We start from the raw sequence: 25,839 nt of genomic DNA, 5'->3' as shown, positions 1-25,839 counted from the left end.
TCGGAGAGGTGAGTGAACTTCCACGGCTACGTCGAGCGTCGTAAGGGCAACGCCCGTCGCCGGTGGCGTACTGGCTTACGCCGTCGTGGCTCCGGTTGCCTATCGGCCTCGCTCACCTGGGACTCGGCAATTTCGCTGCCGCTGCGGCGAACCTGCGTACCGGACTTGAAGCGCTTCCCGACGGATGGCAGAACGCCGATTGGTCCACCGAGTACCGCACCGCGCTCGACAAGGCCGAGAACGCGGCCTGACTTGCGAAAATACTGCACAGTCACCAGCAGGACGTTGCCGGCGGTCTAGCTTCGATTCCGGTAATGCCAATTCCTAACGGTACCGATAGTCCGGATCCATCGGCAGCGCCCATTGGAAAAGCGGCTTGCCGTAAGCGCTGCCTTGGCTGTCGACGTCTCGAATCTCCAGCGAGTAGAGGTGCGCATCGCGCCGCGGTGCACCTGCGCGGTCAGCCGCCGCAAGCAGGTGCCGCTCCAGCAGTTCGGCCAACTGGTCGCGGTCGGCCACGTCGAGCATGTTGACGAATTTGTCGATCTCGTCCGGCCATGATGAGCCTGGTTTGGTTCGGATCACCCGTAGCTCGTACCGCGTAGCCCGCCGCTCCCAGCGGCGTGTCGTAATTGGCGTAGCCCATAGCTTTCCTTTCTTAGCAAGGTTTCTTGATGCCTACCTGCGGCCCTCAGAGCGCGAATTCGCCCGATGCTGGCGCATCAGCGAACGGCCGAGCCAGCTGGTTGTGACCTGCGGCCAGGTCGGGCTCGAACGATCAGCCGACCGGCCGGCGCGAGGTCACGAGTTCGTACGGCCGGCTGGTCCACGCGTGGAAGCGGCGCTCCGGCCGGATAGGTGGAGATGCCGGTGCTGCCAGGTTCTTTGGCCATATACATCGCAGCGTCGGCTGCGGATAGCAGCCGCGGTAGCACTGTCGGCCGCGCGTGCGGGTGAGCGAGTGCGATGCCTGTCGAGGCGTGGACTGGTATGCCGTATCGATCATTGGTCGTTTCGGCGAGCCGGTTGTGGAACTCGGCGGCTAGCCTCGATCTTTCGTCTGGGCGCTGCGTAGTTGTCCGTGCCCTTGATGGTGTTTGTGTTTTGGTCGGGGCAAGCCTGATTGCCGGCGCTGGTTCGGCGGTTTCCGTTCCTGGTTGTTGGGATTCTTTGCCGGTTTTTAGGTTTGTTGTAGGGATTTCCAGCCGGTGTCGATGAGCTGGTTGAATGGCCAGTCGCAGGTGTTGTCGTCGGCCGCGCTTCGGTCGACTCCTCGACGGTGCCCTTGTTCATGTGCCGGCCTCCCTTCTTCACATCCCACAGCCTGCCGCACTGGTACGTGCAGGACATCACCACAACTGGTGGTTTCCGGCTCCGAGCGGAGAGCGGCCGTATCAACTCGGGGAGGTGGTGAGGCCGGCGCGGTGGGCGAGGGCGGCCGCTTCGGTACGGCTGCTGGCGCCGAGCTTGGTCAGGATGCTGCGGACGTGGCTGGCGACGGTGTTCGGGGAGACGAAGAGCTCGACGGCGATCTCCGCGTTGGTCCGGCCGGTGGCCAGCACCTTGAGCACTTCGCGCTCGCGCCGGGTCAGGCCGAGGCCGTCGTCGTCGGCGGTGTCCGCGGGCAACTGGTCGTCCAGCTTGGCCCGTACGGCGAGCGCGTCGATCTTCTGCAGCAGCGGTGCCGCGTCGAGGTCGCGGGCGACCGAGCGGGCCTCACGTAGCCGCAGCTGAGCGCCGGACTGGTTGCTCGCGGCCAGCGCCATCTCGGCGCCGGCGGTGAGGGCGGTGGCCAGTTGGTACGGGTAGCCGAGCTGCCGCCATGCCTGCGTCGCCAGGTCCCAATCGGACAGCGCACCCTGGCCGGTGAGCGCGTGGAAGGTCAGGCGCAGCGCGGTGATGCCAGGCCCGAGGTCCGCTACCCGGTCGATGAGGAGCCGCAGCTGGGCGAGCCGGCCGGCGACGGCTTCGGCGACCTGCTGGTTGCGCGGCGCAGCGGCCCGGCGGGCCAACTGCAGCCGGGTGGCCGCCATCACCAGGTCCATCGCTTCGGAGGCCAACAGGCCGGAGTCCGGTATGGCCGCCAGCGCACCGTCCAGCGTGCGGTCGGCCGGCTCGACGTCGCCGGCCGCGGCGGCCCACTGGATGGTCAACGCGTGGATGTCCAGGTTGACTTCGCTGGCCCGCGGGCTGTGCAAGGCAAAGTCGGTCAGCCGGGCGACCAGCTGGTCGACCCGCTCACTGTCGCCGCGCTGCATCGCGATCGCCGCGCTGACGGTCGTGAGCGCGGCCTCGTACAGCGGTGGTGGGGAGTCGGCGAGGGCGTCGTCGATCACTTCAAGGGCCTCGTCCCAGCGACCCAGCCAGTGCAGCGGCGAGGCCCGGTTGACGGCTAGCATGCTGCCTCTGGACCGGCCCAGGCCGAGGCGTTCGGCTGCCCGCTGGCCGCTTAGCGCCAGGTCCGCGCTCTCCTCGGCGCGGCCGGCCATGGTGAGCAGGGTTGCTTCCCACTGGATCGCGGTGAGGTACGTGGGGTGGTCGCCGGCCGCTTCGGCGGCCCGCCGGCTGGCCGCGTAATGGCGCCGGGCCTCGCCAACGTCGCCGGCCGCCTTGGCCAGCGCGAGCAGCGCCGGGGCGCGCAGGCCGTCGTCGTCCAGCCGGTCCGCGATCAACAGCACCTCCTCCGCATACCGCCGGACGGGGCCGTCGCCACCCACAGCGGCGGCGAAAGCCAGTCCGGCCAGCAGCTCGGCGCGGGCCCGGTCGTCGCGGCCGGGTGGGACGAGCGCGATCGCCCGGGCCAAGTCACCGTCGCCGCCGCCGTCGATCCGGGCATGCAGCCGGCCGCGCAGGCCGAGCAGCCGGGCCTCCCGTACCGGATCGACGCCATCGAGGATGGCCAGCGCGGCCGTGCAGTGCTCGATCCCACGCGCGGAGCTTCCAGTCGCGTGGCAGGCCGCGGCGGCACGTTCCAGCACTGTCCCCCGGCCGGCGCCGATCAGCGACTCCGCGACCGACACCCGGTCCCACAGCGCCAGTACGCGCTCCAGCAGGTGTAATTGCTCGTCATACGCGTACTGTCGGGCGGCCCGGTTCGCGGCTTGCCAGGCGGCCGGCAGCGCCAGCTCCGGCCGGTCGGCGGCCAGCCAGTGCTCGGCCAGCGTGGCGACGGCCGCCGGCTCGCCGGCGAGAGCCTCGGCGCAGCGTACGTGCACGCGGCGCCGGTGGCCGGGCAGCAGCGAGCGGTAGAGCGCCTCGCGGATGAGGTCGTGCCGGATCGCGTACCCGCCGGCCCGGGACACCAACTGCTCGCGCTCGACCAGCAACTGGAGTGCGCCATGTAGGTCGTCCTCGCCCAGCCCGGTCACCTCGGCGAGCAGTTCGTCGGCCACCGCGGCCGCGCCAGTGCTGGCCACCGCGACCACCGACAGCAGCCGCCGGGCGTCCGGCGGCAGCTCGGCAAGGCGATCCAGGAACAGCGCGTCCAGGCTGCCGGTGCTGTCTCCGGACGCGTGCAGTGCCTCGACGAACAGCGGGATACCGCCGCTGCGCCGGTGGATACGGCTGCTGGTCGCCGGATCCGGTCGCCGGTCGCCCAACGCGGTCAGCAGCTCCACCACGTACCCGCGGGCGAGCGGGCGCAACTCGATCCGCACCACGTCCGCCCGCCGGCCCAGCTCGGCCAGCAGGGCGCGGCCCGGATGGCCGGCGGTCAGCTCGCCGGTGCGTACGGTGCCGGCAAGCAGCACCGGTCGGTCGGTGAGGTTGCGCGCCAGATAGGCGAAAAGCTCGCGGCTGGACGCGTCCGCCCAGTGCAGGTCCTCCACCAGCAGTACGACCGGGCGGGCGGCGGCGACCAGCCCGACGAGCGTACGCAGTTCCTCCAACAGCCGGGTGCGGCCGTACCCGGGCGGCCCCGGCACCGCGCCCGGCAGCCACTCGGCAAGCGCGGACCCGTCCAGCCGCAGCAGCGCGTCCACCCGGTCACGGCCGAGCTGACGTACCAGGTCACGAAGGATCGCCACGAACGGGATATAGGGCGCGCCGTCCGCGCCGACTTCGAGGCAGCCGCCGGTGAGCACCAGCGGATCGCCAGGCAGCCCGGCCAGCGTCGCCGCCACCAGCCGGGACTTGCCGATGCCGGCCTCGCCGGACACCAGCACGGTCACCGCCTGCCCCAGCGCGGCCCGCTGGTAGGCCGCCTCGATGGCGGCCCGCTCGGCGTCGCGGCCGACCAGCACCGAACTGACCATCGTCGGTCCCACGCCCTACCTTTCCCGGCCCGGCCCGGACCTGGATTTCCTCAGATCTGACGAAGACGCCCCTGCGTCCCGTCAGCGACGCTGTTTCCGCAGATTAGCTGGCGCATCGCTGGTACGGCCGGTCAATCGGAGCCCACTCGGCGAAAGGTACTCCGAATGCGAAAAACGATCTTGGTCGTCAACGTCACCCTGGACGGCGCGGTCGCCGGGCCGGCCGGCGAGCTGGACTGGATGCTGAACGCCCCCAAGATCGTCTTCTCCCGCCTGCGCACCGACCTACGATCGCCGAAGGACCGGCTGGCCGAGCACGAAATTCCGACCGAGGTCGGCGCAGCCAAGAAACTCAGCGGAAACGGCCTGGTGCTCTTCGGCGGCGTCGAGACGGGTGCAGCAGTTCGTCCGGCATCGGGTCGTCGACGAGTACTGGATCAAGCTCTACCCCGTCGCCCTGGGCAACGGTCAGCCACTGTTCACCGACCTCACCGACCGGATCGCGCTGACGCTCGCCGAGTCCAAGGCGTACGACTCCGGAATCGTCACGCTCCGCTACATCCCTGGCTGACAGCCGACAACGAAGGAGAACGGGAAATGTCGTCGAACCCCACGAGATCGCCGCCCTGACCACCTTGGGCGCAAGCCCACTCAGCGCCTCCGTCAACGGAGCCAACCTACGCGCGAACCGTCAGCAACCCGGTCGGATCGGTGAGCGCCCTTGCGCCGCCTGGCGACATCCACCAACATCCAGAACGACAGCGACCGTACGGCGATTTCGCTGCACGTCCATGGCATCGAAATGCGCGTCGCCGGCTCCAGCGTCCGGCGCAGATACAACGCACCAGTGCTCACCGGACACGAACTTGCCCAGATGTGATGACGACAATGACACACGGGTCGGGCAGGCCGACTGCGCGGGCGTACGTACTGACTTGAAAGGACAGATCACTATGCGAAAACTCAAGGTCCAGCAATGGGTTACCGTCGACAACATCGCGGCGGAGGAGGACGGCGGGCTCAGCTTCGTGTCAGGGGAGCCCTTTTCCGAGAAGACCGATCCTGCGTTCAAGGAAACCGTGATGGGGCTCATCGACTCGGTCGACACGCTGATTCTCGGCGCGAATACCTACGCCCAGTCCAAGGGCTACTGGCCGCACGCCGAGGAACAGGGCGAGTACGGCAAGAAGCTCAACAACCTCACCAAGTTCGTCGCCTCGTCGAAGCTGGAGGACGCTCCCTGGGGGGACTTTCCCGCCGCGACCGTGACGCGCGACCCGGCCGCCACCATCCAGAAACTCAAGGAGCAGGACGGCAAGGACATCTGGCTGTGGGGAAGCTTGACACTCATGCACTCGCTGCTGGACGCCGGCCTCGTCGACGAAGTCCGGATGCTGGTCTGCCCGGTGTCACGCGGCAAGGGAAGGCGCATTTTCCAAGATCGGCACGACCTGAAGCCTGTCGAGGCCACCTTGTTCGACAACGGCCTGGCACTTCTGCGCTACGAAATCAAGAAATAAGTGCGTCCGTACCAGACCTCCGTTCCAGAAAGGACCGCCCGCCATGGCTGTCGCCAATGACCTCGACTCCGCCACCGACTCCGCCACCGACTCGGAATGGGGCTGGGTCGGTGAACAGACTCGTACGTATCTGGCCTCAGGTGGCGCCGAGGGACACGAGTCGAACGGCGTCCACATGCTCATACTCGCCACGACCGGACGCAAGACCGGCATTTCGCGCCGCACCTGCCTGATCTACGGCACCGTTGGCGAGGACTTCGTCGTCGTCGCCTCCAAAGGTGGTGCCGACGAGGATCCGGCGTGGTTCAAGAACCTCGAGGCGGACCCGAGCGTCGGAGTGCAGGTTGGCGGCCGTCGATTCACCGCTCGCGCCCGCACCGCAACCTCGGCCGAACGTGAACCCCTCTGGCCCCAGATGGTGGACATCTTCCCGCTATACGACGAGTACGCACAGAAGACCGACCGCGAAATCCCGATCGTCCTGCTCACTCCCGCTCAGCGCTAGCCAGAGTTTCGGTCCTCGGCTGGAATGATCCCACTTCCGTTGACAGTGATCTTGATGTTCACTGCTGACTGATTGGAGTCTTTACCGGACTACGCCTTATGTTTCGTGGATCGGGGTGCTCCGTTGGGTTGGCGGCCGATGGGTGACATCGCGGGTTTGGCCGCCGGTCAGTCGGGTGGTGCGACATAGTCGAAGAAGCCGCCATTCTCGTTATAGCTGACCGCATCCTCACCCATCGGCGAGGCCGCTGGCTTGGCCCGTGGACCGCTCTACTACTGCCTCAGCCAGTATCTCGATGATCCGAATACCCCTGATATTTACCTTACGCCGTAGGCGCAATCTGTGCTGCGCACCTCCCCTGGCGGGCAGGGCCCCGGCAAAGTCGGTGCGTGTCGGTTGACGGGGCAGGCACGGCTTCTTGTTGATCATGTGGTTGTCGAAGCCCATGGTCATCTGAAGGAGCCGTGCCTGCCGTGTCAGCGAGATCCCGTTCCTTGGCGCTGACCTCAGCGGCTACGCGAGTCTCGCCCTGCGTCAGGTCGGCCCGCAGCACGCGGCGGCGGCCTTCGACGCCCTGCTCGGCCGCATCCCGTCGGTCTCCGGCATCGCAGCGTTGCCGGTGGTCGGCGAGGCGCTGCGGATGGCCTTCCCGACAAGCCGCTCTAAAGACACCGCCTACGCGGACCTGGACGACCGCCAGCAGCGGCTGGTTCGTACGCTCGCCCACTCTCCCAACACTTGGCTTTGGGGCGACCGCCCGTTCGGCAACTTCAGCGGGATGATCGATGCATACGGCCTGCCCAGCAGCGTCGAGAAGCTGCTGGCCTACTGCGAGCCGTCCGGCTGACACCGGCGACCATCTGTTCAGCGACAGACCTCCAACGCGGCCCTACGCCACCGAAGTCGAAGCGGTCATCAACGAAACCCGGGTCACGAGATAACTGGCGCCCCACCATGAGGCGGAGCGCCAGCAGATCTGAACCGGTGGTCGACGGTCAGTGCAGAACCGTGAGCGAATGGTCGTTATGGCCATCCTGGAAAGTGAAGCTGGTTGAATCGTCCACCAGCTTGTACCAATTGTTGTAGATGTCTTCGCCCCAGATCACGAAACTGGTCACCTCGACGTTCTTTTGGCGCCCCGGCGGGGTATTGGGGGTGGTCACGGTCAAGGTGAGCGTGGTCAGGCCGGCCACCGTGATGTCCTGACCCGGTGCGGGTTCGGCCGGAATAGTCACGTCACTGTGGGTGTTCTGAAAATCTCCCCAATTCTGCAGCTGGGTCACATCCGACGAGCAACCACTGCCGTCCGCACGCCACAGTCTGCTCGCGGCGTTGACCGTACCGGTCCAATACCGCGCAGTGACCCACGCTGGAATACAGGAATTGGTATTGGACAGCTCGCCCACGTGGAAATACAGGTTGAACGCCTTCAGTTGAAAATTGGGGCTGGCGGCCGAAGCCGCGGTCGCCGTCCCCGTCAACGCGAACAACACCACTCCCACCAACACTGCAGCGATCCGCAAAAACCTTGTCATCACACCACTCCCATCCCAGAAAGGGTCACCTTGCCGAAGTCGGCGAGGCCAAGCCTGACGGGAGGGTCTGGATATTCTCTGGATATCTTCCCGATGACCATCCAGCGGATTCGGTCCAGCCACGTCTTGGCCTTGGGTCACCTTGACGGCGACGCCCCTGGATGTGGTCGACGACGTGCGCGGCCTCCAAGGCCCGGAGGTCCAACTGCTGGTCGCGGGTCGTACGGCCGAAGGTGGTGCGTGTCGTTGGCGTGGATCTCTTGCCGTTTCTCATAAAGTCGAGTCAATGAGCTCTTCATCAGTACGGCGACCTGTCGACCTTGACATCGTCCGTGACTCCTATGACCGGGTTGCGGACAACTACGTGGAAATGGGTCTCGGGGACATCCGAACCCACCCATGGCTCAAAGCCGCGATCGATGCGTTCGCCGATACGGTCGGTGGGCTTGGTCCGGTGCTCGACGTCGGATGTGGCCCAGGCACTGTGACGGCGTATCTGGCCGATCGCGGTGTGGATGTGTCGGGCGTGGATCTGTCGCCGCGCATGATCGAGCATGCGCGCCGCAAGTACCCCAACTGCACCTTTAGCGTGTCGTCATCGACCGATCTCGATCTGGCCGATTTCTCATTGGGTGGGGTACTGGGATGGTGGTCGTTGTTCAACCTGCCGCGCGATGTCCTGCCGCAGGTCTTGTCGATGTTCACACGAGCGTTGATGCCTGGTGGACAACTGATCATCGCGACACATGTGGGTGATGAAGAGGTGGCTCGTACCGAGGCATACGGCGGTGTCGCGGTCAGTTGGACGACCTACAAATGGCAGCCGGACCAGCTCCACACGCTGATCGAACAAGCAGGACTGCGTCTGACAGCTGAGTTGCGGCTTCCTGGCGATGGACAAATTGGCCCTGGCGTGGTGCTTGTCGCTCAACGGGATCGCTGACGGAAGGCCCGCGGCGTCAGTGCCGCGTCTTGCCGGCCTGCTAGAGCTTCGAACGCGTTGCCATGACCAGCGTACCGGCGTCGGCGTCGAGGGTGGCGGGGATGCCGAGGGGTACGGGAGTCGTGGGAATGCCGCCGAGGAAAGGGATGCCGAGGTGGCTCAACTGGTCATGCAGGACGTCGAGGACCGTCCAGTCACGGTCGGTGAAGTCCTCGAAACCTGGGAATGGCCCGACCACGACACCGCGTACGCCGTCGAGGGCTCCGGCGCGGCGAAGGTGGGTGAGTTGGCGGTCGACCTTGCCGAGGCCGATCGTACGGTGATCGGTCAGCAGCAGGATCGTGCCAGCGAGGCTGGGCAGGCCGGCGCCGATCATGCCGCGCAGCGCGGACAGGCTGCCGCCGACCAGGATTCCTGAGCAACGGCCGGGAAAACGTAGGGTTCCGGTGTACGCGGTCGGGTCGGCGGAGATGACCAGCGGTCCAGTTTCCATGAGAACTCGTCGCAATTCCTCGGTTGGCTCGTTTCCCCAGTCGTAGACAGCGGGAATGCCGGCAGCGAGGTGCAAATACGTGTTCACACCGACGACTGGTTTGGGATCTCGCGCTATGACACCGAAATCGAGGCCGGCGAGGAGCCGGTGATCGACGCCTTCGGTCACGATCGCTCGTACGGTCGAATCGGGCAGCCCAGAATTCAGGTCTGTGTCAACGAAAACACGCAGGCCCCAGCTTTCGAACTTCGCGGCATGGGCGGCCGTGGCGATCTGTACGCGGTCGCCTGGTCGAAGCATCAGGCCACCGCCGGAGCGACGGTCAGCGTGCCAGCGGCGGTGTCCAAGGTCGCTGGCGTGCCCAAGGGAAGGCTGGTTTGGTCTTCCAGATGCCCAAAAGGCAGCCCACCCAGGACCGGCACTGCGAGTTCACCCAGCCGTACGCGCCACACCTGCAAACCGTCCGGGTCGATCGCGCCGAGGTCGCCGATCGCCACCGCTCGTACGCCATCGAGCGAACCTGACTCGACCAGCGGGCGGAGGCTGGCGTCCAGCAGCACCGGATCGGCCGGGGTGACGGGGCTTTCCACACACAGGATCGCGCCTTCGAGGCTGGGCACTCCAGCGCCGACAAAACCTTGGATCGCGGTGAAATTGCCACCGACCAGCGGGCCACTCGCGGTGCCGGGCACGTCCAGGGCAGCGGTCGGTGACGACAGATCGCGTACCACCGTGAGCGGCTTCGTGGTGGTCAGCAGCTGGTGCAGCGAAGCGATCGCGCGGTCGCCGGCCGGCCAGGCGTGGATGGTGGCGAGACGGCAGTGCCGCCACAGCGCGATATGCAGGTTGGTGATGTCGCTCATGCCGACCAGCGGCTTCGGATCGGCGCGGATCGCGGCGAAATCGAGGCCGTCCACGATCCGGTACGCGCCAGCGCCGCCCCGCGTCGCGACCACGGCGCGTACGCCCGGATCACCGAAAGCCGCGTCCAGGTCGGCGATCCGGTCCTCGTCGCGGCCGGCCATGAACCCCCAGCGGTCCAGCGCGTGCTCGCCGATCTCGACCACCAGCCCCCACCCGGTCAGGAGCCGGACCAGCTCGTCCACCCACTCGCGGCTCGGGTAGCTGGCCGGCGACACCAGCCGCACCCGATCGCCGGCCCGTAATGCCCGACCGCGCAGAGTGAGTGCCACCTCCCCATCCTGACATCCGGGTCGTACCGGAAATTCGGTTGGCCAAACCGATGCTGCCACGTGATGGTGTTCCGATGATCAAGGTGCGCCCCGCGTCGATCGCGGACGAGACAGAGCTGGCGAGGATCGACCTGGCGACCTGGACGCCCGCGGTCTCCCCGGCTCCAGCGCCACCCGCCGGTACGCCGTTCTTCGACGAACAAACGCGGCCCGAGAACGTGCTCGTCGCGGAAACAGCGACGGCGGCAGTCGCCGGGTACGCCAAGCTGGGCCAGTCGATCCCGCTGCCGTCCCACCAGCACGTTCTGGAACTCACCGGCATCGCCGTCGACCCGACCCTGCAGCGCGCGGGCGCCGGCCGTTCGCTGGTGATGGCCGCCATTGAGGAAGCCGGTCGACGGCAAGCCCGCAAGCTGTCCCTGCGTGTCCTAGGCCCCAACACCGGCGCCCGCCGGCTGTACGAAAGCTGCGGATTCACCGTCGAAGGGGTGCTGCGGGGCGAATTCCTGCTCGACGGCGACCTCGTCGACGACATCCTGATGGCGTACTTTTACCACCCGAAACAGAATGTCTAAGCAGGACCTAGCAGGTCCCAGCTATTCCCAGCGATGTCAACGAAAACTGCCACTCGGCCGTAGGGTTCGGTACGTGCGGGCCCGACGAATTCCACCCCAGCGGACACCAGTCGTTCGTACGTGGACTCAAAATCGTCCACCTGCAGAAAGAAACCAACCCGGCCGGCGGTCTGTTTTCCGACCACGGTGGCCTGCTCCGGGCCGTCCGCACGAGCAAGGAGCAAACCCGTCTCAGCACCGGGCGGGCGTACCACGACCCACCGTTTGGGCCGCCCGTTGGTGGCCGTGGAAGGCGAGTCCTCGACGAGATCAAACCCCAGCACGTCAACGAAAAACGCGATGGCGGCGTCGTACTCATCAACTACGAGAGTGACCAGACCGACCTGCATATGCATGACGATAGTCCGCGGACTCCCGGGAGATCGACCAATACGTGAAAGCCCACAGCGCGAGGGCGGTGATGGCATCGGTCCCGATGGTGCCGAGCCACCACCAGTCGACGGCCGGGACGCCCTGCAGGAAATGGCCGAGGCTGACCAGACCGATGAACGAGTAGATGATCAGGCAGGCCCGGGCCGGCCAGGCGCGTTCCCTTACATAGAGCCAATATCCGAAGACGCCGATGGCGGTGAGCAGCGGCCACGACACCAGAATCGCCACCTGGGTCTGCCCGTTGGTGATCGGTGGCAGCGACGGATAGCGATCGATCTGCAGGTAGTTGTTGGTGTAATGCAGGGCAGTCGACACGATGCTCGCGACCAGGATCGTCACCAGCACTCGCTGTCCGGGCACGTTCGCCTTCATGGCAGCCTCCCGATCTTCTACATTCCGTAGAATTCTACGCCGCGTAGAACTAGCCCACAAGCCCGCAACTTATGGGACGATATGCCGCAAATCCCCCGGAAGAGGTGGCTGCGATGACCCGACTCGTCACGACACTCGCCCTGCTCGCGATGGCCCTGACCGTCGCCACCCCGGCGCATGCCGCGTCGGTGGACGTCAGCTGTACGGGCACCGAAACCGCCACCTACCAGCCCGGGCTCACCCTCCGGGCGAAGAATGTCCACACCGCGGTCAGCGGCCTCCTCAGCCCGTGCACCTCACCGACAACCGACATCACCTCCGGCTCCTACGGCCAGACCTTCCAGGCGACGCTGTCGTGCGACACCCTGGCCGCCGGCCTGGACGCGACCAGGGTCATTCACTGGAGCGACGGCTCGACCAGCGCCTTCGCCTATCACCGGGCGATCACCAACGCGGCGGGCCAGACCACGGTGACCTTCGCCGGCACCATCACGGCCGGCCGCTTCCGCGGCGCGACCGCGGTCGAACAGGCCATCTTCGTGACACCGAACGTCACTCAGTGCCTGACCAGCGGCGGCCTGACCGCGCTCGGTCCCGGCCCGGTCGTCCTCACCGTCAACCATCTCTGACCGGCCCAAACACCACCCGGGTAGCACCGCTGTGGCCGTGGATGGTCTCGATGTCCCGGATCGAGTCCCACACCATGATCTGCCGCACGCCGGTGGTCTCGCCGGTCCACTGGGTGACGGCCCGGCCGTCCCCGAAGAGCACTCCCCACGCGACCACCCCGACCCCGGAGACACCGGACGGGTCCGCTGACCTGACGAGCGCGAAAACAACTGGGCTGTCCATGCTTTGACGGTCGCAGCGCGGACCGACAGTTTCGGCGACCACCACTGTCGTACGTCCGGTGGCCGCTCAAGATCGAAGCGATCTAGTCGCCGACCGTGCCGTCGGCGATTTCGCGGATGATGTCGAGGTGGCCGTTGTGCCTGGCGATCTCCTCGACCAGGTGGAACAGGATCCACCGTAGGTTGATCCGGCGGCCGCTGCGGATCGTGCCCTTGGACTCGGTTTCGAGGTCCATCCCGGCGAACAGCTCGTTATAGCGCCGGCTCTGCTCGTCGTACTCGTCGAGCAGCTGTCCGATCGGGAAGTCGACGGCGATCCGGAACTCCCGGTCCGGGTCCTCGTCCGTCCACGGCGCCGCGTCCGACCCGCCGAGCAGGATCACCTCGATCCAGTGGTACTCGACCCAGCGGACATGGTTGACGAGTCCGGACAACGTCATCAGCGGCGAGCCGGGGAGCTGGATGCTCCGGGCATGCTCCTCGGAGACGCCCTCACATTTCGCTCGTACGGTCGCACGCGTGTAGTCAAGCAGCGTGGTCAGCACGTTTCGCTCGTCGAGCGGGCCCTCAGGCAGATCTGTTCTGGTCATCGCGCGCATCCTGCCGGGACGCCGACCGACTGTCGAATTGATTTGCGCCGCTGTCTGCACCGATTCCGATGCCTGCCAGGGACAAATCTCATACCGTTCTGGAGCGCGGAGAACCGGCTCGGCTCCCTACGATCCGGTTATGACGGCGTCCGAAGAGCGGCTCGCGCTGGCGGCCGAGTTCCCGGCGGCCAGCGGGGAGCAGTGGCGCGAGCTGGTCGCGAAGGTGGTCGGCAAGTCCGGGCTGCGGGTGGCCGAGGGTGCGCCGGTCGAGTCGGCGCTGGAAAGCAGCACGTACGACGGCATCACGCTGCGGCCGCTCTACACGCGCGCCGACGCCACCAACGAAATCGGCTTGCCGGGCCTGCCACCGTACGTACGAGACAGCCGCCCGACTGGCGCCATCCCGACGGGTTGGGACGTGCGGCAACGGCACGCCGACCCGGATCCGGCGGTCACCGCGAAAGCGGTGCTGGCTGACCTCGAACACGGCGTCACGTCGGTCTGGCTGGCCGTCGGCGAAGGCGGCATTCAGCCCGCCGACCTGCCGCAGGCGCTCGCCGACGTGCTGCTCGACCTGGCGCCGATCGTGCTGGACGCCGGCGAGCAGACCACGGCCGCCGCGCAGGCGATGTTCGACCTGTACGAGCGGCGGCAGGTGCCGGCGAGCGAGGTTCGCGGTTCCCTCGGCGCCGACCCGCTGGGCCTGCGCGCTCGGACCGGCCGCCCGCAGTCACTAGACCCCGCGATCGCGCTCGCGAACCGCAGTTCGGCAGAGTTTCCACAGCTCAGAGCCATCGTCGCTGACGGCACGCCGTACCACGAAGCGGGCGGCTCGGAGGCCGAGGAACTCGGCTGCACGCTGGCCACCGGAGTGGCCTATTTGCGGGCGCTGACCGATGCGGGCCTGACCGTCGACCAGGCGTGCCAGCAGCTGGAATTCCGGTACGCGGCGACCGCTGACCAGTTCCTGACCATCGCCAAACTGCGGGCCGCCCGGCGGCTATGGTCGCGGGTGACCGAGGTCAGTGGCGCCAGTGCGGGCGTACGAGCGCAGCGGCAGCACGCGGTGACGTCGGCGGCGATGATGACCCGCCGCGACCCGTGGGTCAACATGCTGCGTACGACGTTGGCTTGTTTTGGTGCGGGTGTTGGCGGTGCCGAGGCGATCACCGTGCTGCCCTTCGATTCCGCGCTGGGCCTGCCGGATTCCTTTGCCCGCAGGATCGCCAGAAACACCCAGGCATTGCTGATGGACGAGTCGCATGTGGCCCGGGTGATCGACCCGGCCGGCGGCTCCTGGTACGTGGAGAACCTGACCGACGAGCTGGCGCACGCGGCCTGGAAATGGTTCCAGGACATCGAAAAAGCTGGCGGGCTGGACAGCGGGATCGTCCAGGAGCGGATCGCGGCCACTCGGCAACGTCGGCGGGACGCCATCGCGCACCGCCGCGACCCGATCACCGGGGTCAGCGAATTTCCCTTCCTGGCCGAGAAACCAGTGGCGCGTACGGCCGCGCCGGCGATCGATTCGGGCGGATTGCCGCGATATCGATATGCCGAGGATTACGAGCGGCTGCGCGATCGCAGCGACGCCTATTTGGACAGCACCGGCGACCGGCCGAAGATTTTCCTCGCCACGCTGGACAGAGTCGCCGTACATACCGCGCGAGCCACCTTCGCCAGCAACCTGTTCCAGGCCGGCGGCATTGAGCCAGTCACTCCTGGTCAGTTGGACTCAGCTTCCGCGGCTGCCCAGGCCTTCACAACCAGCGGCGCGAAGATCGCGTGCATCTGCTCGTCCGACGAGGTCTATGCCGAGCACGCTGCTGACACCGCAAAAGCTCTTAAAGAGGCCGGATCGGTCACGGTTTTGCTTGCTGGAAAACCGAAAGACGACTACGGCGTGGACGGTTTCGTACGTGCCGGAAGCAACGCGGTCGAGATCCTCACCGCCCTGTTGGAGTTGCTGGAGGTGCCGGCGTGAGCGCGATCCCGGATTTCAGTACGGTCGAACTGGGCGACGCGACCACGGACGCCACCACCGAAAGTTGGCAGTCTGCCGTACAGAAGGAGACCGGCAAGGGCGCCGACGCGCTCGTCTGGGAGACCCCGGAAGGCATCGGCGTACGCCCCGTCTACACCGCCGCCGATCTGTCCGATGTGGACTTCCTTGACACGTATCCGGGCATCGTGCCGTATTTGCGCGGCCCCTACCCGACGATGTATGTCAACCAGCCGTGGACCATCCGGCAGTACGCCGGATTTTCTACCGCCCAGGAGTCGAACGCCTTCTATCGCCGCAATCTCTCTGCCGGTCAGAAGGGTTTGTCGATCGCGTTCGACCTACCAACCCACCGCGGCTACGACTCCGATCACCCGCGGGTGGCCGGCGATGTCGGCATGGCCGGCGTCGCGATCGACTCGATTTACGACATGCGACAGCTTTTCGACGGCATCCCGCTGGACAGGATGAGCGTGTCGATGACGATGAACGGTGCCGTGCTTCCGGTGCTGGCGCTCTACATCGTGGCCGCGGAAGAGCAGGGCGTGCCGCCGGAGAAGCTGTCCGGGACCATTCAGAACGACATCCTCAAAGAGTTCATGGTCCGCAACACGTACATCTATCCCCCGCAGCACTCGATGCGGATCATCTCCGACATTTTTTCCTTCAGTTCCCAGCGAATGCCGAAGTTCAACTCGATCTCGATTTCCGGCTACCACATGCAGGAAGCCGGCGCGACGGCCGATCTGGAACTCGCCTACACGCTGGCGGACGGGGTCGAATACATCAGGGCCGGCCTCGCCGGTGGCCTGACCATCGACGCGTTCGCGCCGCGGTTGTCGTTCTTCTGGGCGATCGGGATGAACTTCTTCATGGAGGTCGCCAAAATGCGCGCGGCCCGGCTGCTGTGGGCGAAGCTGGTGAAGAAATTCGAGCCAGCCAACGAAAAATCGCTGAGCCTGCGTACGCACTGCCAGACTTCGGGCTGGTCCCTGACCGCGCAGGACGTTTACAACAACGTCGTACGCACCTGCGTGGAAGCGATGGCCGCGACGCAGGGCCACACCCAGTCGCTGCACACCAACGCGCTGGACGAAGCTCTCGCGCTGCCGACTGATTTTTCCGCGCGGATCGCCCGAAACACGCAGCTCCTGCTGCAGCAGGAGTCCGGTACGACCAGGGTTATCGACCCGTGGGGCGGCAGCGCGTACGTTGAACGGCTCACCTACGACCTGGCCCGGCGGGCCTGGGACCACATCACCGAGGTCGAGCTGGCCGGCGGGATGGCGTCCGCGATCGACCAGGGCATCCCGAAACTACGCATCGAAGAGGCCGCGGCCCGCACCCAGGCGCGGATCGACTCCGGCCGGCAGCCGGTGATCGGGGTGAACCGCTACCAGCTCGAAGAAGCCGAGGACATCGACGTACTCAAGATCGACAACTCGTCCGTACGCCAGCAACAGCTGGAAAAACTCCGCCGGCTGCGGGAAGAGCGGGACGATGACGACGTACGGGCCGCGCTCGCCGCGCTGACCAAGGCCGCCGGCGATGGCGCCCATGGGTCCGGGCTGGACCAAAACCTGCTGACGCTGGCGATCAACGCGGCCCGCGCGAAGGCCACCGTCGGGGAGATCTCGGACGCGATGGAGAAGGTGTACGGGCGGCATTCGGGCCAGATCCGTACCATTTCCGGGGTGTACAGCCAGGAGGTCGGCAAGGTGGCCAATGTGGAGGCCGTCCGGCGTAAGGTCGAGGCCTTCGAGGCCGAGGAGGGCCGCCGGCCGCGCATCCTGGTCGCGAAGATGGGCCAGGACGGCCATGACCGGGGCCAGAAAGTCATCGCCACCGCGTTCGCCGACCTCGGCTTCGACGTCGACGTGGGCCCGCTTTTCCAGACTCCGGGCGAAGTCGCGATGCAGGCGGTCGAGGCGGACGTGCACATCGTCGGCGTCAGCTCGCTGGCCGCCGGCCACCTCACCCTGGTGCCGGCGCTGCGCGAGGAACTCGACGCACTGGACCGGTCTGACGTGCTCATCGTGGTCGGCGGAGTCATTCCGCCGCAGGATTTCGCCGCCCTCACCGAAGCCGGCGCGGCGGCGATTTTCCCGCCCGGCACGGTGATCGCGGACGCCGCCGGCAGGCTGCTGGACGACCTGTCGGAACGGCTGGGACATCCGGGCTGATCCATGGTCCGATCCGTCGATGTGGCCGAGTACGCCGAAAAGGTGCGGGCCGGCTCGCGTACCCACCTGGCCCGCGCGATAACGCTGGTCGAGTCGCGGCATCCGGATCACCGCCAGCAGGCCCAGGAGCTGCTCGTCGAGCTGCTGCCGGCGGCCGGCGGCGCGCACCGGGTCGGCATCAGTGGCGTGCCAGGAGTGGGAAAATCCACCTTCATCGACACCCTCGGCACCCGGCTGACCGCGGCCGGCCGCAAGGTGGCGGTGCTGGCGGTGGACCCGTCCTCCAGCCGGTCCGGCGGCAGCATTCTGGGTGACAAAACAAGAATGACCCGGCTGGCCGTCGATCCGCACGCGTTCGTACGCCCGTCGCCGACCTCCGGCACGCTTGGCGGCGTCGCCACCGCGACCCGGGAATCCATCGTGCTGGTCGAAGCGGCCGGCTATGACGTGGTGTTGGTGGAGACGGTCGGCGTCGGGCAGTCCGAGATCACGGTGGCCGGGATGGTCGACTGTTTCCTCTATCTAACGCTCGCCCGTACCGGTGACCAGCTGCAGGGCATCAAGCGCGGAGTGCTGGAAATCGCCGACCTGATCGCGGTGAACAAGGCCGACGGTCCACATGAGAAGGACGCCGGCAAGGCGGCCCGCGAGCTGGCCAGCGTGCTGCGCCTGCTGCAACCACCGGACGCCAACTGGAGGCCGCCGGTGCTCACCTGCAGCGGCCTCACCGGCGGCGGGCTGGACGAAGTGTGGGCCGAGGTGAAAAATCACCACAAAATCCTCGCCGAATCCGGCGAACTGCAGGAAAAACGCCGGCGCCAGCAGGTTGACTGGACCTGGGCCATCGTTCGCGACCAGATCGAGAATCGGCTGCGGCACCATCCAGACGTACGACTTATCGCTCCAGACCTGGAGAAACAGGTACGGGCCGGCGATCTCACGCCGACGCTGGCCGCCGAGCGCATTCTGAAAGCATTCGGCTCGGACTGAGGCTATTTCCACGCCCGAAGGTGTGATAAGAAGAATATTGCATACCCTATACGAACGGCATTTCCCCATCGGCATCGGCCGTACGGAGGCCCGTAGTGAGCAATTTCCTGGCCCGTGAGCGCACTATCGCCGGACCGTCTTTCAGCCGCTGGCTGATCCCGCCCGCCGCGCTGGCCGTCCACTTATGCATTGGCCAGGCGTACGCCACCAGCGTTTACAAGACCGCGTTGGTGAAGCATCTCGGGGTCAGCCAAACCGATGTCGGCATCATTTTCTCCATCGCGATCGTGATGCTCGGCCTGTCCGCCGCGGTGGCCGGCACGTGGGTGGACCGCAACGGCCCACGCAAGGCGATGTTCACCGCCGCCTGTTTCTGGGCAGCCGGTTTCCTGGTCGGCGCGCTCGGCATCAGCACCAAACAGCTGTGGCTGATTTACCTGGGCTATGGCGTGATTGGCGGCATCGGGCTCGGTATTGGCTATATTTCTCCGGTTTCCACGCTGATCAAGTGGTTCCCGGATCGGCCGGGCCTGGCCACTGGCCTTGCCATCATGGGTTTCGGCGGTGGCGCGCTGATCGCCAGCCCGCTCTCAACACAACTGCTTGGTTTGTACGACTCGAAATACCACCCGACCGATCCGACCTCGGTGGCCAGCGGCGGCGCGGTGGCTGCTTTGTTCGTCACGCTGGGAATCGCCTATTTCATCGTGATGATGTATGGCGTCTTCACCGTACGAGTGCCGGCTGAGGGCTGGCGCCCGGCCGGCTTCGACCCGGCCACGGTAGCCGCCAGGCCGTTGGTGACCACCAACGACGTTTCGGCCGCCAATGCCATCAAGACTCCGCAGTTCTACCTGCTCTGGATCGTGCTTTTCTGCAATGTCACCGCCGGCATCGGCATTCTCGAGCAGGCCGCGCCGATGATCCAGGACTTCTTCCGTGCCAACATCAACGGCGTCACCACGGTCGCGGCCGCCGCGGCCGGTGGTTTCGTTGGCCTGCTGTCGATCGCGAACATGGGCGGCCGCATTCTCTGGTCGAGCACTTCGGACCTGATCGGCCGCAAGCCGATGTACATGATCTACCTGGGCGTCGGTGTCCTCTTGTACGTCACGCTGACCTTCGCCGGGCACACGTCGACAGCACTTTTCGTGCTGATCACGTTCCTGATCCTGTCGTTCTACGGCGGCGGTTTCGCGACCGTGCCAGCCTATTTACGGGATCTCTTCGGCACGTACCAGGTCGGCGCGATCCACGGCCGACTGCTCACCGCGTGGTCGGCCGCCGGTGTCGCCGGCCCGCTGATCATCAACGGTTTCCTTGACGCGCAAGGCAAGCCCGGCACCCTGACAGCGGCCGCGTACCAACCGGCGCTGTTCACCATGATCGGCATCCTGCTGGTCGGCTTCGTCGCGAACCTGCTGATCCGACCGGTCGCCGAGCGTTTCCACCAGGGCAAGCCAAAAGCGGCGGAAGGAGCGACAGCATGAAGGCACGGGTAGCCATCGGGTGGATCCTGGTCAGCGTCCTGCTGGCGTACGGCGTCTACGAAACGCTGCTGAAGGCTGCCAACCTTTTCACTGGTTAGGTCGGGCGGTTGACGATCATCCGGCCGGTGGCCGTACGAATGGCGACGGCGCGATAGCGGACCGGCTCGACGACGATTTCCGGCTCGCGGCGCGGGTGGTTGGCCCGGTGCCGGTCATGGCGGCTCTGCACCGTCGGGATGGCGATGCGGCGCACCATTGTCGTCACGTCAGACCGCTTCCAACAGCTTCGGGCGCATCGGGAACTGGTACGCCGACACGTCCGAGCGCTCGCACGGCCATGCCGAGCCGCAGTCCGCACACAGGCCGTCGAGATGGACGTGCGTCCCGGTCTCGGCGGACACCGACGGTGCCGTCACGATCATCATCCAGCCCTCGGGCTGGTGCGGGCCCTGTGGGCACCGATGAAGATACCTCCGTGAATGCATAGAACGTCCCCCCTCCGGCAGCGACACGCTCACCTGAACGGCCACTAAGCGCTCAGTCTTATGGACGATCCGTGATTGCCAACGCCCAAGCCGCGCATATCGGTCATGCCGCCGCCGCATAACCGGTGGGTCGAGGACTGGCCGCAGCCGGCCGGCTGCCACGATGAGGGCACTTCAACGATGTAAAACGCCTCGATATGGAGCCGGTATGCCGATGACCCCGCGCCCAGTCGTACGCCTGCTCGCCCTGGCGCTCGCTGTGCTGACCGTCACAGCGTGCACGAAGACCAGTCCCGGCGAGACGCTGCCCAACGGAGTCAAGCTCGTCAGCAAGGGCGTACTCACCGCTTGTACGCACCTGCCCGCGCCACCATTCGAGTCGAAGGACTCCACCGGCAAGTTCATCGGTTTCGATATGGACCTGGTCGACCTCATCGCGAAGAAGCTGAACCTCAGGTCGACCTTCATCGACACCCCGTTCGAGGGCATCCGCTCCGGCTCGGATCTGCGTACGGGCAAGTGTGATCTCGCCGCCACCGGCATCACCATCACGCCCGAGCGGCGGGCCGCTCTGGACTTCTCGGTCCCGTACTTCGACGACGCCCAAGGACTGCTGGTGAAGGCTGGTACGCCGTACCAGAAGATCGGTGACCTGCACGGTAAGAAGGTCGGTGCGCAAAGTGGTACGACCGGTCTCGACTACGCGAAGGCGCACACGAAGGCCGGCGGCTACACGGTCGTGGAATACCAGGACATCGCGACGCTGCAGCAGGCGCTCGCGACCGGCCAGATCGACGGCGCGGTCGCCGATCTCTCAGTGTGGACCGACTTTGTGAAACACACCCCCGGCTATCGGGTGGCTTCGACGTTCACCACCGGCGAGCAATACGGCATCGCACTGGCCAAGGGCGTGAACCCGCGACTGCTTAGCGTTGTCAACGAAGTCATCACCGGTGCCAAACACGATGGGGCCTATGCGGCTATCTACCAGAAATGGATTGGTACCCAGGCTCCGGCGTCGGCGCAAAATTAGCGTACGACCGTCAGGAATGTGAAAGGTTAACAGCACGGAAACCCATTCTCTGCGACCATGGTCGCCGAGACGGCGGCCGACGGCCGCCTTTGTACCGACAGGAGGTGGCGTCAGTGCGGACGCCAAAGGCGCTCAAAGGCGCCGGCGCACTGCTTGCGATGGTGGCACTGGCCGCGGGCGCGAGTGCCTGCGTGAAGTCCAATGCCGGCTCGACCGCGGACGGCCTGAAGCTGGCCGCCGCGGGCAAACTCACCGTGTGCACCCACCTGCCGTTCAAACCCTTCCAGGTGCGGGACACCAAGGGCGCGATCGTCGGCTTCGACGTGGACTACATGGATCTGGTGGCCAAGAAACTCGGGCTCACCCAGACCATCGTCGACACGCCGTTTGAGGGCATCAAGTCCGGCCAGGACCTCAAGATCGGCAAATGTGACGTGGCCGCGGCCGGCATGACCATCACCAAGACGCGCCAGCAGGTGATGGACTTCTCGGTGCCGTATTTCGACAACACCCAGTCACTGTTGGTCAAGGCCGGTCAGCCGTACAAGACGCTGGCCGACTTCAAGGGCAAGAAGATCGGCGGCGAGGTCGGCAACACCGGGCTGAAGTTCGCCCAGAACAACGCGGCGAAATACGGCTTCACGGTGGTGGAGTACCAGGACACCACCACCCTGCAGCAGGCGCTGGCGACGAACCAGATCCAGGGCGCGATGGACGACCTGCCGATCTGGACGGTGCTGGTGGCCGAGGACAAGCGGTTCACCATCGCCACCAAGTTCGCCACCAACGAGCAGTACGGCTACTCGGTCGCCAAGGGTGCGAACCCGAAACTGCTGGCCACCGTCAACGAGGTCATCACCAGCTCGCTGAAGGACGGCTCGTACGCCAAGCTCTACACCAAATGGATGCAGCTGCCAGCGCCGAGCCCGTTGGTCACCCAGGGCATGACACCGCCGCAGGATTAGTCCGGTAGAACACCCTGTCGTCCCGGCCGGCTCAAGGGAGCGGCCGGGACGGTGTTCGTACGGTCCCGTTTCTCGAACCAGGAGGCCGGATGGCTTCGCTCACGCTGACGCGCACCCAGCGCCGGCGCACTTCGCTCGGCATCCAGTACGGCATTTTCGCCGTCATCGTGCTGCTTTTCGCCCTCTCCGCGGACTGGAAGCAGTTGGGAGCGAGCTTCTTCCGGCTCGATATCGCGGCCAGTCTGTTCCCCGACATCATCACCGTCGCGCTGCGCAACACCGCGGTCTTTACGTTGCTGTCGTTCATTTTCGGCCTTGCGGTCGGACTGCTGATCGCGCTCATGCGGCTGTCGAGGGTGCCTCCGTACCGCTGGCTCGGCACCATCTATGTCGAGATTTTCCGTGGTCTGCCGGCACTTCTGTGGCTTTTCATGGTCGCGTACGCGGTGCCGACCGCGTTTCCGGAATACCAGATCGCCGGCGGTGTGTACGGGCAGGTGACGATCGGCCTCGGCATGCCGGCGGCCGCGTACATGTCCGAAACCATCCGCGCCGGCATCCAGGCGGTCCCCAAGGGGCAGGTCGAAGCGGCCCGCTCGCTGGGCATGTCCGGAACCCGGGCGATGTTGTCGATCGTCCTGCCGCAGGCCTTCCGGATCGTCATCCCACCGCTGACCAACGAGATCATCCTGTTGGTCAAGGACTCCTCGCTGGCGTACGTGCTGGGTGTCACCGCGACCAGCATCGAGCTGACCAAGTTCGGCTCGGACCAGGTCAACGCGCGGGTCAACCCGACCCCGCTGGTCATCGCCGGGCTCTGCTACCTGATCATCTGCCTGCCGCTTTCCCAACTGGTGCAACGACTTGAACGCCGCTACCAGAAGTCCCGATGAGAGGCCGGACGCGATGACCATGAGCAAAGAGTCCGGGCCCGCCGCCGAGATCGCTATCGAGATTCGCGAGCTGCACAAGTACTTCGGCAAACTCGAGGTGCTTAAAGGCATCGACTTCACCGTCAACCGCGGCGAAGTAGTGTGCGTGATTGGACCTTCGGGCTCCGGAAAATCGACGTTGCTGCGCTGCGTGAACCTGCTGGAAGAACCAACCAGCGGCAAGATTTTCGTTAGTGGCAACGAGGTCACCGACCCGAACGCCAACATCGACAAGATCCGCCGGTCCATTGGGATGGTTTTCCAGCAGTTCAACCTGTTCCCGCATCTGTCAGTGCTGAACAACCTGACGATCGCGCAACGGCGGGTGCTCCACCGCTCCAAGGCCGCAGCCGAGAAAGTGGCGCTGCAGAACCTGGAGATCGTCGGGTTGGCGGACAAGGTGCACGCGTACCCAGCGCAGCTTTCCGGCGGTCAGCAGCAGCGGGCGGCCATTGCCCGCTCGCTGTCGATGGGGCCGGATCTGATGCTTTTCGATGAGCCGACCTCCGCGCTCGACCCGGAACTGGTCGGCGATGTGCTCGCGGTGATGCGAAAACTCGCCACCGACGGGATGACCATGATGGTCGTGACACATGAGATGTCTTTTGCCCGCGATGTCGCCGATCGGGTGATTTTCATGGACGGCGGAGTGGTCGTCGAGCAGGGTCAACCGGCCGATGTGCTGGGAAATCCGCAACACGAGCGTACGAAGACATTCCTGTCCAGGGTGCTCAACCCCACCGCGGTCACCGCGCCGGAAAGTGCGGATTGACAGCTGCTCTGGTTTTGGCCTTTCGCGAGTGCAGTCCCGGTGTTAGCGTGCGGCCCGGCCGCATCCTTCTCCCATCAAGGGGACACCTCATGAGGTTGGTACGTTTTGCTGCCCTGACAACGATAGTCGCGGCCCTGGTGGCCGGCGCGGCGCCAGCGGTCGCACATACCGTGCCGGCCGCGCATATCGTGCCGGCTGCTGTCCCGCTGAAGGTGATGCCGTTGGGCGACTCGATCACCGACGGTCAGGCGGACGCCGGCTACCGTACCGATCTCTGGCATTTTTTCGAGACAGACGGCCGATCCGTGGACTTCGTCGGCTCGCAGACCAGTGGGCCGACGAATCTGCCCGACCAGAACCACGAGGGCCACCCCGGCTGGACCATCGCCCAGCTCAGTCAGCAGGTCGTTGGTTGGCTGACAACGTACAAACCCGACATGGTTCTGCTGCATATCGGCACGAACGACATGTACACCGATGCCACCAGTGCGGCCGCGCCGGCTGAATTGTCCACTCTGCTCGACCAAATCACCCAGACCGTACCGGCGGCCAAGGTCTATGTCGCCTCGATCATCCCGCTGGCCGATGCCGCCGGGGCGAACCGGGTGCTCGCGTACGACGCGACCATTCCGGGAATCGTCGGCGCCAAAGCGGCGGCCGGCAAGAACGTGAGCTTCGTCGACATGCATTCCGCCGTACCGACCGCTGAGCTGGTGGACGGCATCCATCCCACCGTCGGCGGCTATTCGCGGATGGCCGCCCGCTGGTATTCCGCGATCGTCGGCACCCCGTTCTATCGGTACGAGTCGGAGCAGGCGGCGAACGCGACCTCCACCGACACCCAACAGGTGGCCGGCAATCGCAGCTCTGGAGGCGTCCGGGTGGGGCACATCGACTTTCCAGACAGCGCCTTAACTTTCACCGTGTACGCCCCGAAAACCGGCACAAGCCGGATCTACGTCCGGGCCGATGACGGGATGAACATGCCGTGCAGCCACCAACTGTCCGTCAACGGCGCGACCCCGTTCCCGGTCACCTACCCGTCTTTTGGGTGGGATTACTGGAGCATCACCGGGGTGAACGTGAATGTCACCGCCGGCGCCAACACGTTCAAGTTCACCAAGGGTGACTGCTACGCGGAAATGGACGAGATCGACTTCACCACGCCGGCCGCCTAGATTTCCACGATTTCCTTGCCCAGCGGCACCAGCGAGACCGGGATCATCTTGAAGTTGGCGATCCCGAACGGAATGCCGATGATCGTTATGCACAAAGCGATCCCGGTCAGCACGTGCCCGATGGCGAGCCACCACCCAGCAACGATGATCCACAGCACGTTGCCGATCGCGGACGCGATGCCCGCACCGGGCCGGTCGACAATGGTGTGGCCAAACGGCCACAGCGCATACCCGGCGATCCGGAAAGAAGCGATGCCGAAGGGAATGGTGACGATCAGCACACAGCAGATGACCCCGGCGATGCAGTAGCCGATGGCCATCCAGATGCCGCACAGCACCAACCAAATGACGTTCAGAATCGTACGCACAATGCCCATCATCACCGGCCGATCGGCGTTTCGCATCGGGGATGTCACCCATTTCCCCCTTATCGGCAATGCCACCTCACTGCCGTCAGTATTGCCGGGCTACCTCCCGCCCCGCCGTGACGTCCGCAACGCCCCGCTGCTTGCGTCTGGCGCAAGCAACGGGGCGTTGCGGACAAACT

General features: G+C 65.7%; 31 protein-coding genes. 19 read left to right on the top strand and 12 right to left on the bottom strand.

The features are described from left to right. Positions 1–62: 62 nt before the first annotated feature. Entirely contained in the window at positions 63–251 is a 189-nt protein-coding gene (locus ABD301_RS16225) for a hypothetical protein (protein ID WP_344311112.1), read from the top strand. A gap of 73 nt (positions 252–324) precedes the next feature. Here the strand turns inward: ABD301_RS16225 and ABD301_RS16220 are convergent, their stop codons facing one another. Both ABD301_RS16220 and ABD301_RS16215 read right to left on the bottom strand, forming a co-directional pair. Beyond that, complete coding sequence (locus ABD301_RS16220) at positions 325–585, bottom strand: hypothetical protein (protein ID WP_344311111.1); 261 nt, start codon at positions 583–585, stop codon at positions 325–327. Between the two features lie 809 nt (positions 586–1,394). Then, on the bottom strand, positions 1,395–4,265 hold the full coding sequence (locus ABD301_RS16215; protein ID WP_344311110.1) for a helix-turn-helix transcriptional regulator: 2,871 nt from the start codon (positions 4,263–4,265) through the stop codon (positions 1,395–1,397). A 382-nt stretch (positions 4,266–4,647) separates the two neighbouring features. Between ABD301_RS16215 and ABD301_RS16210 the strand changes: the two genes are divergently transcribed. The 5 genes from ABD301_RS16210 to ABD301_RS16190 all read left to right on the top strand — a co-directional run bounded on the left by ABD301_RS16210 (position 4,648) and on the right by ABD301_RS16190 (position 7,125). After that, entirely contained in the window at positions 4,648–4,824 is a 177-nt protein-coding gene (locus tag ABD301_RS16210) for a dihydrofolate reductase family protein (protein WP_344311109.1), read from the top strand. Between the two features lie 150 nt (positions 4,825–4,974). After that, positions 4,975–5,133, top strand: coding sequence for a hypothetical protein (locus ABD301_RS16205; RefSeq protein ID WP_344311108.1), 159 nt, complete (start codon positions 4,975–4,977; stop codon positions 5,131–5,133). 73 nt (positions 5,134–5,206) lie between these two features. Next, positions 5,207–5,773 (top strand): dihydrofolate reductase family protein, encoded by a 567-nt coding sequence (locus ABD301_RS16200; protein ID WP_344311107.1) that lies wholly within the window; start codon positions 5,207–5,209, stop codon positions 5,771–5,773. A 43-nt stretch (positions 5,774–5,816) separates the two neighbouring features. Then, entirely contained in the window at positions 5,817–6,278 is a 462-nt protein-coding gene (locus tag ABD301_RS16195) for a nitroreductase family deazaflavin-dependent oxidoreductase (RefSeq protein WP_344311106.1), read from the top strand. Positions 6,279–6,918: 640 nt separating this feature from the next. Beyond that, a complete protein-coding gene (locus tag ABD301_RS16190) occupies positions 6,919–7,125 on the top strand; it encodes a hypothetical protein (RefSeq protein WP_344311105.1) in 207 nt (68 codons plus the stop codon). A 148-nt stretch (positions 7,126–7,273) separates the two neighbouring features. Here ABD301_RS16190 and ABD301_RS16185 read toward each other — a convergent pair whose 3' ends face one another. Continuing rightward, on the bottom strand, positions 7,274–7,786 hold the full coding sequence (locus ABD301_RS16185; protein WP_344311104.1) for a hypothetical protein: 513 nt from the start codon (positions 7,784–7,786) through the stop codon (positions 7,274–7,276). A gap of 313 nt (positions 7,787–8,099) precedes the next feature. On the opposite strand from ABD301_RS16185, the gene ABD301_RS16180 reads away from it, so the two are divergent. Next, entirely contained in the window at positions 8,100–8,756 is a 657-nt protein-coding gene (locus ABD301_RS16180; protein WP_344311103.1) for a class I SAM-dependent methyltransferase, read from the top strand. 40 nt (positions 8,757–8,796) lie between these two features. On the opposite strand, the gene ABD301_RS16175 is transcribed toward ABD301_RS16180, so the two are convergent. After that, complete coding sequence (locus ABD301_RS16175; protein ID WP_344311102.1) at positions 8,797–9,549, bottom strand: hypothetical protein; 753 nt, start codon at positions 9,547–9,549, stop codon at positions 8,797–8,799. Next, positions 9,549–10,442 (bottom strand): S66 peptidase family protein, encoded by an 894-nt coding sequence (locus tag ABD301_RS16170; RefSeq protein WP_344311101.1) that lies wholly within the window; start codon positions 10,440–10,442, stop codon positions 9,549–9,551. The genes ABD301_RS16175 and ABD301_RS16170 overlap by 1 nt, the downstream gene beginning before the upstream one ends. A 74-nt stretch (positions 10,443–10,516) precedes the next feature. Between ABD301_RS16170 and ABD301_RS16165 the strand changes: the two genes are divergently transcribed. Next, positions 10,517–11,017, top strand: coding sequence for a GNAT family N-acetyltransferase (locus tag ABD301_RS16165; RefSeq protein ID WP_344311100.1), 501 nt, complete (start codon positions 10,517–10,519; stop codon positions 11,015–11,017). Here the strand turns inward: ABD301_RS16165 and ABD301_RS16160 are convergent. Continuing rightward, positions 11,014–11,406, bottom strand: a complete 393-nt coding sequence (locus tag ABD301_RS16160) for a VOC family protein (protein WP_163572369.1) — start codon at positions 11,404–11,406, stop codon at positions 11,014–11,016. The genes ABD301_RS16165 and ABD301_RS16160 overlap by 4 nt on opposite strands. Next, the gene (locus tag ABD301_RS16155; protein ID WP_163572368.1) at positions 11,375–11,821 is read right to left on the bottom strand and encodes a hypothetical protein; all 447 of its coding nucleotides are present in this window, start codon (positions 11,819–11,821) and stop codon (positions 11,375–11,377) included. The genes ABD301_RS16160 and ABD301_RS16155 overlap by 32 nt, the downstream gene beginning before the upstream one ends. A 113-nt stretch (positions 11,822–11,934) precedes the next feature. On the opposite strand from ABD301_RS16155, the gene ABD301_RS16150 reads away from it, so the two are divergent. Further along, positions 11,935–12,450 carry a hypothetical protein gene (locus tag ABD301_RS16150; protein ID WP_344311099.1) on the top strand — a complete coding sequence of 172 codons (516 nt, stop codon included), beginning with the start codon at positions 11,935–11,937 and terminating at the stop codon, positions 12,448–12,450. Here ABD301_RS16150 and ABD301_RS16145 read toward each other — a convergent pair. Continuing rightward, positions 12,437–12,673 carry a hypothetical protein gene (locus ABD301_RS16145; protein WP_344311098.1) on the bottom strand — a complete coding sequence of 79 codons (237 nt, stop codon included), beginning with the start codon at positions 12,671–12,673 and terminating at the stop codon, positions 12,437–12,439. The genes ABD301_RS16150 and ABD301_RS16145 overlap by 14 nt on opposite strands. 82 nt (positions 12,674–12,755) lie before the next feature. Next, on the bottom strand, positions 12,756–13,262 hold the full coding sequence (locus ABD301_RS16140) for a DinB family protein (protein ID WP_344311097.1): 507 nt from the start codon (positions 13,260–13,262) through the stop codon (positions 12,756–12,758). A gap of 139 nt (positions 13,263–13,401) precedes the next feature. On the opposite strand from ABD301_RS16140, the gene ABD301_RS16135 reads away from it, so the two are divergent. The 5 genes from ABD301_RS16135 (at position 13,402) to ABD301_RS42425 (ending at position 20,025) form a co-directional block, all read left to right on the top strand. Next, a complete protein-coding gene (locus ABD301_RS16135) occupies positions 13,402–15,246 on the top strand; it encodes a methylmalonyl-CoA mutase family protein (RefSeq protein ID WP_344311096.1) in 1,845 nt (614 codons plus the stop codon). Continuing rightward, positions 15,243–17,447: a methylmalonyl-CoA mutase gene (gene scpA / locus ABD301_RS16130; RefSeq protein WP_425551943.1), complete on the top strand. Its 2,205-nt coding sequence runs from the start codon at positions 15,243–15,245 to the stop codon at positions 17,445–17,447. Before ABD301_RS16135 ends, scpA begins: the two co-directional genes overlap by 4 nt. Positions 17,448–17,450: 3 nt before the next feature. Then, positions 17,451–18,437, top strand: a complete 987-nt coding sequence (gene meaB, locus ABD301_RS16125) for a methylmalonyl Co-A mutase-associated GTPase MeaB (protein WP_344311095.1) — start codon at positions 17,451–17,453, stop codon at positions 18,435–18,437. Positions 18,438–18,532: 95 nt separating this feature from the next. Further along, positions 18,533–19,927: an OFA family MFS transporter gene (locus ABD301_RS16120; protein ID WP_344311094.1), complete on the top strand. Its 1,395-nt coding sequence runs from the start codon at positions 18,533–18,535 to the stop codon at positions 19,925–19,927. After that, positions 19,924–20,025, top strand: a complete 102-nt coding sequence (locus tag ABD301_RS42425) for an MFS transporter small subunit (RefSeq protein WP_425551942.1) — start codon at positions 19,924–19,926, stop codon at positions 20,023–20,025. Before ABD301_RS16120 ends, ABD301_RS42425 begins: the two co-directional genes overlap by 4 nt. Here ABD301_RS42425 and ABD301_RS16115 read toward each other — a convergent pair. Together ABD301_RS16115 and ABD301_RS16110 are read right to left on the bottom strand one after the other, a co-directional pair. Continuing rightward, on the bottom strand, positions 20,022–20,192 hold the full coding sequence (locus tag ABD301_RS16115) for a hypothetical protein (RefSeq protein WP_344311093.1): 171 nt from the start codon (positions 20,190–20,192) through the stop codon (positions 20,022–20,024). The genes ABD301_RS42425 and ABD301_RS16115 overlap by 4 nt on opposite strands. 1 nt (position 20,193) lies before the next feature. Then, positions 20,194–20,412: a hypothetical protein gene (locus tag ABD301_RS16110; RefSeq protein WP_163572364.1), complete on the bottom strand. Its 219-nt coding sequence runs from the start codon at positions 20,410–20,412 to the stop codon at positions 20,194–20,196. A gap of 208 nt (positions 20,413–20,620) precedes the next feature. Between ABD301_RS16110 and ABD301_RS16105 the strand changes: the two genes are divergently transcribed. From ABD301_RS16105 to ABD301_RS16085, 5 genes are all read left to right on the top strand, one after another. Further along, positions 20,621–21,445 (top strand): ABC transporter substrate-binding protein, encoded by an 825-nt coding sequence (locus ABD301_RS16105; protein WP_344311092.1) that lies wholly within the window; start codon positions 20,621–20,623, stop codon positions 21,443–21,445. A 113-nt stretch (positions 21,446–21,558) separates the two neighbouring features. After that, a complete protein-coding gene (locus ABD301_RS16100; RefSeq protein WP_279582396.1) occupies positions 21,559–22,410 on the top strand; it encodes an ABC transporter substrate-binding protein in 852 nt (283 codons plus the stop codon). Positions 22,411–22,499: 89 nt separating this feature from the next. Beyond that, complete coding sequence (locus tag ABD301_RS16095) at positions 22,500–23,303, top strand: amino acid ABC transporter permease (protein ID WP_344311091.1); 804 nt, start codon at positions 22,500–22,502, stop codon at positions 23,301–23,303. Positions 23,304–23,322: 19 nt separating this feature from the next. After that, complete coding sequence (locus ABD301_RS16090) at positions 23,323–24,114, top strand: amino acid ABC transporter ATP-binding protein (protein ID WP_344311141.1); 792 nt, start codon at positions 23,323–23,325, stop codon at positions 24,112–24,114. An 89-nt stretch (positions 24,115–24,203) separates the two neighbouring features. Then, the gene (locus ABD301_RS16085) at positions 24,204–25,292 is read left to right on the top strand and encodes a GDSL-type esterase/lipase family protein (RefSeq protein WP_344311090.1); all 1,089 of its coding nucleotides are present in this window, start codon (positions 24,204–24,206) and stop codon (positions 25,290–25,292) included. Here ABD301_RS16085 and ABD301_RS16080 read toward each other — a convergent pair. Beyond that, positions 25,289–25,660 (bottom strand): YccF domain-containing protein, encoded by a 372-nt coding sequence (locus ABD301_RS16080; protein WP_163572373.1) that lies wholly within the window; start codon positions 25,658–25,660, stop codon positions 25,289–25,291. The genes ABD301_RS16085 and ABD301_RS16080 overlap by 4 nt on opposite strands. Positions 25,661–25,839 lie beyond the last annotated feature (179 nt).

The sequence above is a fragment of the Fodinicola feengrottensis genome (genome assembly GCF_039530045.1).
Taxonomy (GTDB): Bacteria; Actinomycetota; Actinomycetes; order Mycobacteriales; family HKI-0501; genus Fodinicola; species Fodinicola feengrottensis.
This window is presented reverse-complemented; position numbering and strand designations above follow the sequence as displayed.

Excerpts from the sequence above, each read along its gene's own strand:
- ABD301_RS16105 (WP_344311092.1), top strand. The coding sequence starts at position 20,621 with ATGCCGATGACCCCGCGCCCAGTCGTACGCCTGCTCGCCCTGGCGCTC.
- meaB (WP_344311095.1), top strand. The coding sequence starts at position 17,451 with ATGGTCCGATCCGTCGATGTGGCCGAGTACGCCGAAAAGGTGCGGGCC.
- ABD301_RS16090 (WP_344311141.1), top strand. The coding sequence starts at position 23,323 with ATGAGCAAAGAGTCCGGGCCCGCCGCCGAGATCGCTATCGAGATTCGC.
- ABD301_RS16110 (WP_163572364.1), bottom strand. The coding sequence starts at position 20,412 with ATGCATTCACGGAGGTATCTTCATCGGTGCCCACAGGGCCCGCACCAG.
- ABD301_RS16160 (WP_163572369.1), bottom strand. The coding sequence starts at position 11,406 with ATGCAGGTCGGTCTGGTCACTCTCGTAGTTGATGAGTACGACGCCGCC.
- ABD301_RS16140 (WP_344311097.1), bottom strand. The coding sequence starts at position 13,262 with ATGACCAGAACAGATCTGCCTGAGGGCCCGCTCGACGAGCGAAACGTG.
- ABD301_RS16195 (WP_344311106.1), top strand. The coding sequence starts at position 5,817 with ATGGCTGTCGCCAATGACCTCGACTCCGCCACCGACTCCGCCACCGAC.
- ABD301_RS42425 (WP_425551942.1), top strand. The coding sequence starts at position 19,924 with ATGAAGGCACGGGTAGCCATCGGGTGGATCCTGGTCAGCGTCCTGCTG.
- ABD301_RS16200 (WP_344311107.1), top strand. The coding sequence starts at position 5,207 with ATGCGAAAACTCAAGGTCCAGCAATGGGTTACCGTCGACAACATCGCG.
- ABD301_RS16165 (WP_344311100.1), top strand. The coding sequence starts at position 10,517 with ATGATCAAGGTGCGCCCCGCGTCGATCGCGGACGAGACAGAGCTGGCG.
- ABD301_RS16180 (WP_344311103.1), top strand. The coding sequence starts at position 8,100 with ATGAGCTCTTCATCAGTACGGCGACCTGTCGACCTTGACATCGTCCGT.
- ABD301_RS16155 (WP_163572368.1), bottom strand. The coding sequence starts at position 11,821 with ATGAAGGCGAACGTGCCCGGACAGCGAGTGCTGGTGACGATCCTGGTC.
- ABD301_RS16145 (WP_344311098.1), bottom strand. The coding sequence starts at position 12,673 with ATGGACAGCCCAGTTGTTTTCGCGCTCGTCAGGTCAGCGGACCCGTCC.
- ABD301_RS16150 (WP_344311099.1), top strand. The coding sequence starts at position 11,935 with ATGACCCGACTCGTCACGACACTCGCCCTGCTCGCGATGGCCCTGACC.
- ABD301_RS16175 (WP_344311102.1), bottom strand. The coding sequence starts at position 9,549 with ATGCTTCGACCAGGCGACCGCGTACAGATCGCCACGGCCGCCCATGCC.
- ABD301_RS16190 (WP_344311105.1), top strand. The coding sequence starts at position 6,919 with ATGGCCTTCCCGACAAGCCGCTCTAAAGACACCGCCTACGCGGACCTG.
- ABD301_RS16085 (WP_344311090.1), top strand. The coding sequence starts at position 24,204 with ATGAGGTTGGTACGTTTTGCTGCCCTGACAACGATAGTCGCGGCCCTG.
- ABD301_RS16135 (WP_344311096.1), top strand. The coding sequence starts at position 13,402 with ATGACGGCGTCCGAAGAGCGGCTCGCGCTGGCGGCCGAGTTCCCGGCG.
- ABD301_RS16095 (WP_344311091.1), top strand. The coding sequence starts at position 22,500 with ATGGCTTCGCTCACGCTGACGCGCACCCAGCGCCGGCGCACTTCGCTC.